This is a genomic window from Candidatus Methylomirabilota bacterium, from assembly GCA_035315345.1.
In the GTDB taxonomy this organism is placed as follows: domain Bacteria; phylum Methylomirabilota; class Methylomirabilia; order Rokubacteriales; family CSP1-6; genus CAMLFJ01.
Window position 1 is genome coordinate 25,904 of the sequence record DATFYA010000203.1, and the last position, 6,838, is coordinate 32,741.

General features: G+C 72.3%; 4 protein-coding genes. 2 read left to right on the forward strand and 2 right to left on the reverse strand.

Annotated features, from left to right (window positions below):
* Position 1: 1 nt before the first annotated feature.
* Both VKN16_26210 and VKN16_26215 read right to left on the reverse strand, forming a co-directional pair.
* Positions 2 to 2,743 (reverse strand): hypothetical protein, encoded by a 2,742-nt coding sequence (locus VKN16_26210; GenBank protein HME97716.1) that lies wholly within the window; start codon positions 2,741 to 2,743, stop codon positions 2 to 4.
* A gap of 281 nt (positions 2,744 to 3,024) precedes the next feature.
* Entirely contained in the window at positions 3,025 to 3,369 is a 345-nt protein-coding gene (locus VKN16_26215) for a hypothetical protein (protein HME97717.1), read from the reverse strand.
* Here VKN16_26215 and VKN16_26220 point away from each other — a divergent pair.
* Together VKN16_26220 and VKN16_26225 are read left to right on the forward strand one after the other, a co-directional pair.
* The gene (locus tag VKN16_26220) at positions 3,361 to 5,265 is read left to right on the forward strand and encodes a molybdopterin-dependent oxidoreductase (protein ID HME97718.1); all 1,905 of its coding nucleotides are present in this window, start codon (positions 3,361 to 3,363) and stop codon (positions 5,263 to 5,265) included. The genes VKN16_26215 and VKN16_26220 overlap by 9 nt on opposite strands.
* A gap of 64 nt (positions 5,266 to 5,329) precedes the next feature.
* Positions 5,330 to 6,838: NAD(P)H-dependent oxidoreductase subunit E (locus VKN16_26225; protein HME97719.1), on the forward strand; the 1,509-nt coding region annotated here is incomplete at its 3' end.

Sequence of the window (6,838 nt, forward strand, 5' to 3'; positions counted from 1 at the left end):
GTCAGGCCAGCCCTTGCACGGAGCGTTGCCACGTCACGGTCGATGGCCAGAGCCCGTTGCCCGCGCAATAGCCCATCAGCTCGCCGGTGATCGTATCGACGACGGGCGTCATCGCGTAGACGTCGACCCCGGTCTCCTCGATGTAGGCGGGCAGGCCCGGATCGATGTCGTCGGGGCCTCCCGCCGGGCAATTCGCGTGGTGCATGCCAAAGGTGTGACCCAGCTCGTGCGCGAACACCTCCGGTCGACCGGCCACGCAGGCCATCACCAGGTAGTCGTTGCTCAGGGGCCACGGCCGATCGGTCGTCTCCGAGCGGGCCGAGCCCTTCGTGGTGAAGGAATCGATGCCCGGCCGGAACGCGGGAAGCAGCCCCACCCAGCGATGGTCCCAGGAATCGTCGGCGTCGCCCGCCACGTCGTCGAGGTCCTCGAGCAGATCGTCCCAGCCGTCGCCGGTGCCCAGATCGCGGTCCACGGTGACGACGGTGTAGCCGGGATGAACGCGGATCTCCCATCCGTCGTCGGCGACCGGGAAGCGGGCGATGGCACCCTGGAGCGCGGTCTGCCACTCGGCCACCGTCGGGGCGGGCAGGTTGCGCCAGTCGTCCGCCAGCATGATCCGGACGAGGCTCACCTTCTTCAGCGGCTCGAACTTCACGTGGACCGTGCGGACCGCGGTGCAGTTCGGTCCGTCCTCGACCCCCGCGGGAAACGTCTCGACCCGGACGTTGACGTCGAGCCGGAGATCGCCGAACAGGTGCTCGGTGGGCAGCAGGAAGTTCAGCGAGCCGCCCAGGGCGTACCGCGCAGTGGGGAAGAAGGTGGCGATGGTGGTATAGGGACTGTTCAATGCCGGCACGGTCGCGAGATGCTGATTGTCCCGCCAGAGGCTGATGGTTCCCGTGACCCCGGGCAGCGTGGAGGAGCTTCCCGCGAACCCGAAGAGGCCGAGGCCGGCATCCAGGTACACCCGCACCAGCGTGCGCCGTCTCGCCCCGAGGCGGAGGCTGTTGTCCAGGCGCTGAATGGCTTGCGTCACCTCGACTCCGAGCACGCGGAGCGCCGGCTGCTTCACGACGAGGACGCTCAGGGTCTCGCGAGATGTGCCGCAATCGTTCGTGGCGCTGGCCTCCGCCTGCAGCGTGGTCGGGGCGCTGACCGACGGAGCGGTGAAGGTCACCGCGTGCACGCCTCCGGGAAGCGCGCCCGTGTCGAACACGACGGCGCCGCCGTTGCGCACGACCACCTGGGTGGTCACGCCCGGTCCCACGCTCGACGCGAAGGTGACGGACACGCCGGCTCCGGGCTCGACGGAGATCGCGGACGAGACGCCGTCGATCTTGAAGTCGAGGATCGCGGGCACCCCGCCCGCGAAGAACGGCAGCGTGCGACCCAGCCGGTAGATCGACCAGATGCGCCCGCACAGGCAGAGGCTGCCCTCGTAGATCGAGAGCCGGATCACGCCCGGCCCGGCGCCCGCCGGCACCCGGACGCGGATGGCGGTGTCCGACCACGCCAGGACATCGGTGGCGACGACCCCGTCGCCCTTGCCCGGGAACACCACCGACCCCGTCACGCCGAAGTTGACACCGCCCAGCACCACGACCTCCCCCGGGCACGCCGACGGGTCGTCGATCGTGCGGATCTCGTACTGCGGCAGCGTCCTCTTGCGCTCGGCCACCTGCGCCAGCGCGCCGATGAGGCACTTCTCCTCCTCGCTCGGCATCTGGTTGAGCGGCGGCTTGAAGTCCGGCACGAGATCGCCCAGCTTCCCGGGGATCTTGCCTTTCGGGCGGGGCACCTTGCCCCAGCCCGGCGGCAGTCCCGGTCCCAGCGGAAGACCCGGCGGCCCCGAAGGCAATCCCGGCATGGCGGGGGGCAGCCCCCAGCCCGGGCCCGGGCCGCCCATGAGGGGCTTCATCGCGCCGGTCGCGCCGGTGGTGGAGGCGCGCAGCAACAGGTCGATCCACGGGCTGGACCACAGCACGGCGGCGAGGCCGTTCAGCGCGGCCCGGATCTCCGCCGGATCCTCCACGGCCCAGACCACCGCCGCGGCGATCTGGGCCAGCCCGACGCGATCGAGGATGCGCTGGGCGTCCGGACGCTCGCTCTCCACGTCGTCGGCGGCGCGCTCCGACCCGGCGTCATCGTCTTGCCCGAGGCTCGGTCCGGCTCCCAGCGACAGGAGCGCGGCTCGCAACCGGTCCCCGGCCTCCATGTCGCCGGCGAGCACGCCGCGGGCGTCCGCCATCAGTCCATCGGCCCACGCCAGGGGCCGGATCGCCTGCTCCAGGGCGTCCGTCGCCTCCACGTCCAGCGTCCCCTCGCGGATCAACGCGCTCACGTGCCCTCGCAGCGCCGCCGCCGAGGCGCGCACGAGCAGGGCGGGCGGGGCATGCTCGCGCCGGACCGGGACCGCCCGCTGAAGCACCGCGCGGGGTACGCGCACGCGCAGCGCCTGCACCGGCTCGCGCACCTCGACCACGGATTCGCCGAGGCGCGCGCCGCCCGCGTCCTGCACCAGCACGTGCAGCGACACGGGAACCGGCAGGCCCACCTCCAGGCGGAACTCGCCGAACTTCGTCGTGGTGGTCTCGGCGACCACCGCGTCCGATCGAGGCACGAGGGCGCGCACCAGGAGGATGGGATGAGCGTCCATCCCGTCTTCGTCCGCCACGACGTGACCGCTGATGGCGGTGATGAGGCGCTGGTACCGGATCGCGAAGCATTCCCTGAAGATCACGCGCCACCTCCTCCGCGTCGCATCGTGAACGCGACGGCAGCATGAAGGTGCGACGTGGACGCGTCAACGAAAAAATCGTCGCGCAGCATGTCGACCAGGTTCTCGGCCATGGCGTCGTCCTTTCCGGGCCGGCACGCTTCCGTGCCGACCGTGCGGCTCCCGGTCGAGCGACGCGACTCTAGACATCGGTCGAGACGGGATCCATCGGACCTTGGGCTATCGGACCTTGGCCGATCGGCGGTGAGACCTTGGGCCTAGGAAAGAAGGTGGCGGGGACGCGGTCAGTGCTCGACGACCGACCGCAGCTCGGTGATCTTCCACGCGCCGCCGATCTGCTCGGCGATGGCGACGACCACGTCGTGCGGCGCGTTCCGGAAGCGTCCCATCGCGGCGTCCCGATTGCCGCCGGCCGCCACGAGCACCAGCGCGGGGCCTTTCGCGCCGAGCGGCCTCATCGCATGGACGAGGCCGTCGGCGACCGTGGGCGCGATCGGCGCCCGGCGCGGATGGCGACGGATGATTTGACGTTTTTCCGCGCGCCATAGTATCGTCGGACCTGCCCAACACCGGCCTCGGGACGACTCCCCGGTGGGGTGTTCCACGATGGAGTGGACCAGATGTCTCACCGCTATCACCGGCTCACCCAGCCACTGATCCGGGAACGCCGCGGCCCCTCCGGGTTCCGCTCCGCGACCTGGGAGGAGGCGCTCGACCGGGCCGCCGCCGGCCTGCGGCGCGTGGTCGCCGACCACGGGCCCCACGCGTTCGGGCTCTTCAGCTGCTCGAAGAGCACGAACGAGGTGAACTACGTCGCCCAGAAGTTCGCGCGCACCGTCGTCGGCAGCAACAACATCGACAGCTGCAACCGCACGTGACACGCCCCCAGCGTCGCCGGGCTGGCGACGGTGTTCGGGGCGGGCGGGGGAACCAGCTCGTACCGGGAGATCGAGGAGACCGATCTCATCCTCCTCTGGGGCTCGAACGCGCGGGAGACGCACCCGATCTTCTTCCATCACCTGCTCAAGGGCCTCCGCCACGGCGCGCGCCTCTTCGCCATCGACCCGCGTCGGACCAGCTCCGCGCAGTGGGCGGAGCGCTGGGCGGCCCTCGACGTGGGCTCGGACATCGCGCTGGCCAACGCGATGGGCCGCGAGATCATCGCGGCCGGGCTCGAGCACCGCGAGTTCATCGCGAGCGCGACCGAGGGGTTCGAGGCATACCGGGCCGCGGTCGAGCCCTGCACCCTCGCCTGGGCCGAGCGTGAGACCGGGGTGCCCGCCGAGCTGATCCATACCATGGCCCACGCCTACGCGCGGGCCGGCCGCGCCATGATCTGCTGGACGCTCGGCATCACCGAGCACCACAACGCGGTCGACAACGTGCTCGCGCTGGTCAACCTCTCGCTGCTGACCGGCCACGTGGGTCGCTACGGCAGCGGGCTCAATCCGCTCCGCGGGCAGAACAACGTCCAGGGCGGTGGCGACATGGGCGCCCTGCCCGACCGGCTCCCGGGCTTCCAGCACGTGGAGAACGACCCGCTGCGCGCGAAGTTCGACCGCGCGTGGGGGACGGCGGTGCCGCCCGCGAAGGGCTGGCACCTGTCGGAGATGTTCGAGGCCATGGGGCGCGGCGCCCTGCGCGCGCTCTACGTCATCGGGGAGAACCCGCTCCAGTCCGAGGCCGACCAGCACCACGCCCGGCACGTCCTCGAGGGACTGGACTGCCTGGTGGTGCAGGATCTGTTCTTCACGGGCACCGCGGAGCTGGCCCACGTGGTCCTGCCGGCGAGCGCGGCGTGGTGCGAATCGGAGGGCACCGTGACCAACAGCGAGCGTCGGGTGCAGCGCGTGCGCCGCGCGCTCGACGCCCCGCCGGGCAGCCGCGACGACCTGGACATCCTCTTCGACCTGGCCCGGCGCCTGGGGCACGACTGGGGGCGGCCGGACGCCGAGACGGTCTGGAACGAGCTGCGCAGCCTCTCGCCGATGCACGCGGGCATGAGCTACGCGCGCCTGGACAAGCACGGCGGGCTGCAGTGGCCGTGCTACGACGAGGAGCACCCGGGCGAGCTGTTCCTGCACAGCCGGCTGTGGGAGCGGCCGCTGCGGGGCCCGCGGGTGGCCTTCCAACCGGTCCAGCACGATCCACCGGTGGACCGTCTCGACGACGAGTTCCCGGTGCGGTTGACCACCGGACGGCGGCTCGACGACTACAACACCGGCGTGCAGACGTCCGCCTACGCCTCGCCGCTGCGTCGCGGCGAGACCCTCGACGTCTCGCCCGAGGACGCCGACCGCTACGGCGTGCGCGAGGGTGAGGTGGTGCGCGTGCGCTCGCGCCGCGGCGCCGTGGAGGTGCCGGTGCGCCTCGACGACGGGCTCCGGCGCGGCCTGGCCTTCATGACGCTCCACTTCCAGGACGACGTGGCCACCAACCTGCTCACGATCGACGCGACCGACCCCAAGTCGGGGACGGCCGAGTTCAAGGCGACCGCGATCCGCATCGAGCGCCTGGGGACCTGAGCCGATCGACCTCAAGATCGTCGGTCCGAGCGTCACCGCCGCCGAGCGCGCCGCCATCGATGCCGTGGTGGGCGACACCCCGCGGCGCGACCTGGTGCTGCCCGCGCTGAACGCGGTCCAGGCGCGCATCGGCTGGGTGAGCCGGGGCGCGCTCAACGAGATCAGCCGCCGGCTCGAGGTGCCGCCCGCCGAGCTGTGGGGCGTGGTCACCTTCTATCACCTGCTGGCCACGACGCCCCGCCCACCCGTGGTCGCCCACGTGTGCGACGACATCGCCTGCCGCATCAAGGGCGGCGAGGCGCTGTGCGAGGCCCTCGAGCGCACGCTGGGCGCGGCCGGCGCGCCGCGCGACGGGAGCGGCACGACGTGGATGCGGAGCCCGTGCCTGGGCCAGTGCGAGCGCGCCCCCGCCGTCCTCGTCATCGCCGCCGGCGAGGCTCCCCGCGCGATCACGCTGGCCCCCGCCGAGAACGCGGAGATGGTCCTCGCCGCGCTCCGCAACCCACCCGCCACCCCCGACACATCCCTCTCCCCTGAGGGGAGAGGGCAGGGTGAGGGGCAGGCCAGCGTCAACGCGCCGATCACCCGCTCGGTCCCGCAAGCCGGACAGCCCGGCCTCCGCCTGCTCCAGCGCATCGGGCGCGTGGACCCGCGGAGCCTCGACGCCTACCGGGCGAGCGACGGCTACCGCGCGCTGGCCCGCGCGTTGGAGCTCGGGCCGGCCGGCGTGATCGAGGAGGTCACGGCCTCGAAGCTGGTCGGCCGCGGCGGCGCCGCGTTCCCGACCGGGCGCAAGTGGGACGCGGTCGCGAAGGCCCCCGCGCGGCCGCACTACCTGGTCTGCAACGCGGACGAGTCGGAGCCGGGCACGTTCAAGGACCGGTTGCTGATGGAGGAAGACCCTTTCGCGGTCGTCGAGGGCATGACCCTCGCCGGCTACGCGACCGGCTGCGCGCGCGGCTACCTCTACCTGCGCGGCGAGTACCCGCTGGCCGCGGAGCGGATGGCCGACGCGATCACGGCGGCGCGCGCGGCGGGGCTGCTGGGCGGCGACGTGCTGGGCCGGGGCTTCGCCTTCGACATCGAGATCCGGCGAGGGGCCGGCGCTTATATCTGCGGTGAGGAGACCGCCCTGTTCAACTCGATCGAGGGCAAGCGCGGCGAGCCCCGCAACAAGCCGCCGTTCCCGGTAGAGATCGGGCTCTTCGGGCGGCCCACCGTGGTCAACAACGTGGAGACGCTCGTGAACGTGCCGGCGCTGCTGCGCGCGGGCGGCGCCGCCTATGGCGGCATCGGCACCAGCGGCTCGGCCGGCCCCAAGCTCTTCTGCGTCTCCGGCGCGGTCGCCCGGCCGGGCCTCTACGAGGCGCCCTTCGGCATCACCCTGCGCGCGCTGCTCACGCTGGCCGGCGCCGCGCCGGTGCGCGCGGTGCTCCTGGGCGGCGCGGCCGGGGTATTCGTCGGACCCGACCAGCTCGACGTCCCCCTGACCTTCGAGGGGACGCGGGCGATCGGCGCGACGCTCGGCTCCGGTGTGGTCATGGCCTTCGGCGAGGGCGCCGACATGCTCGAC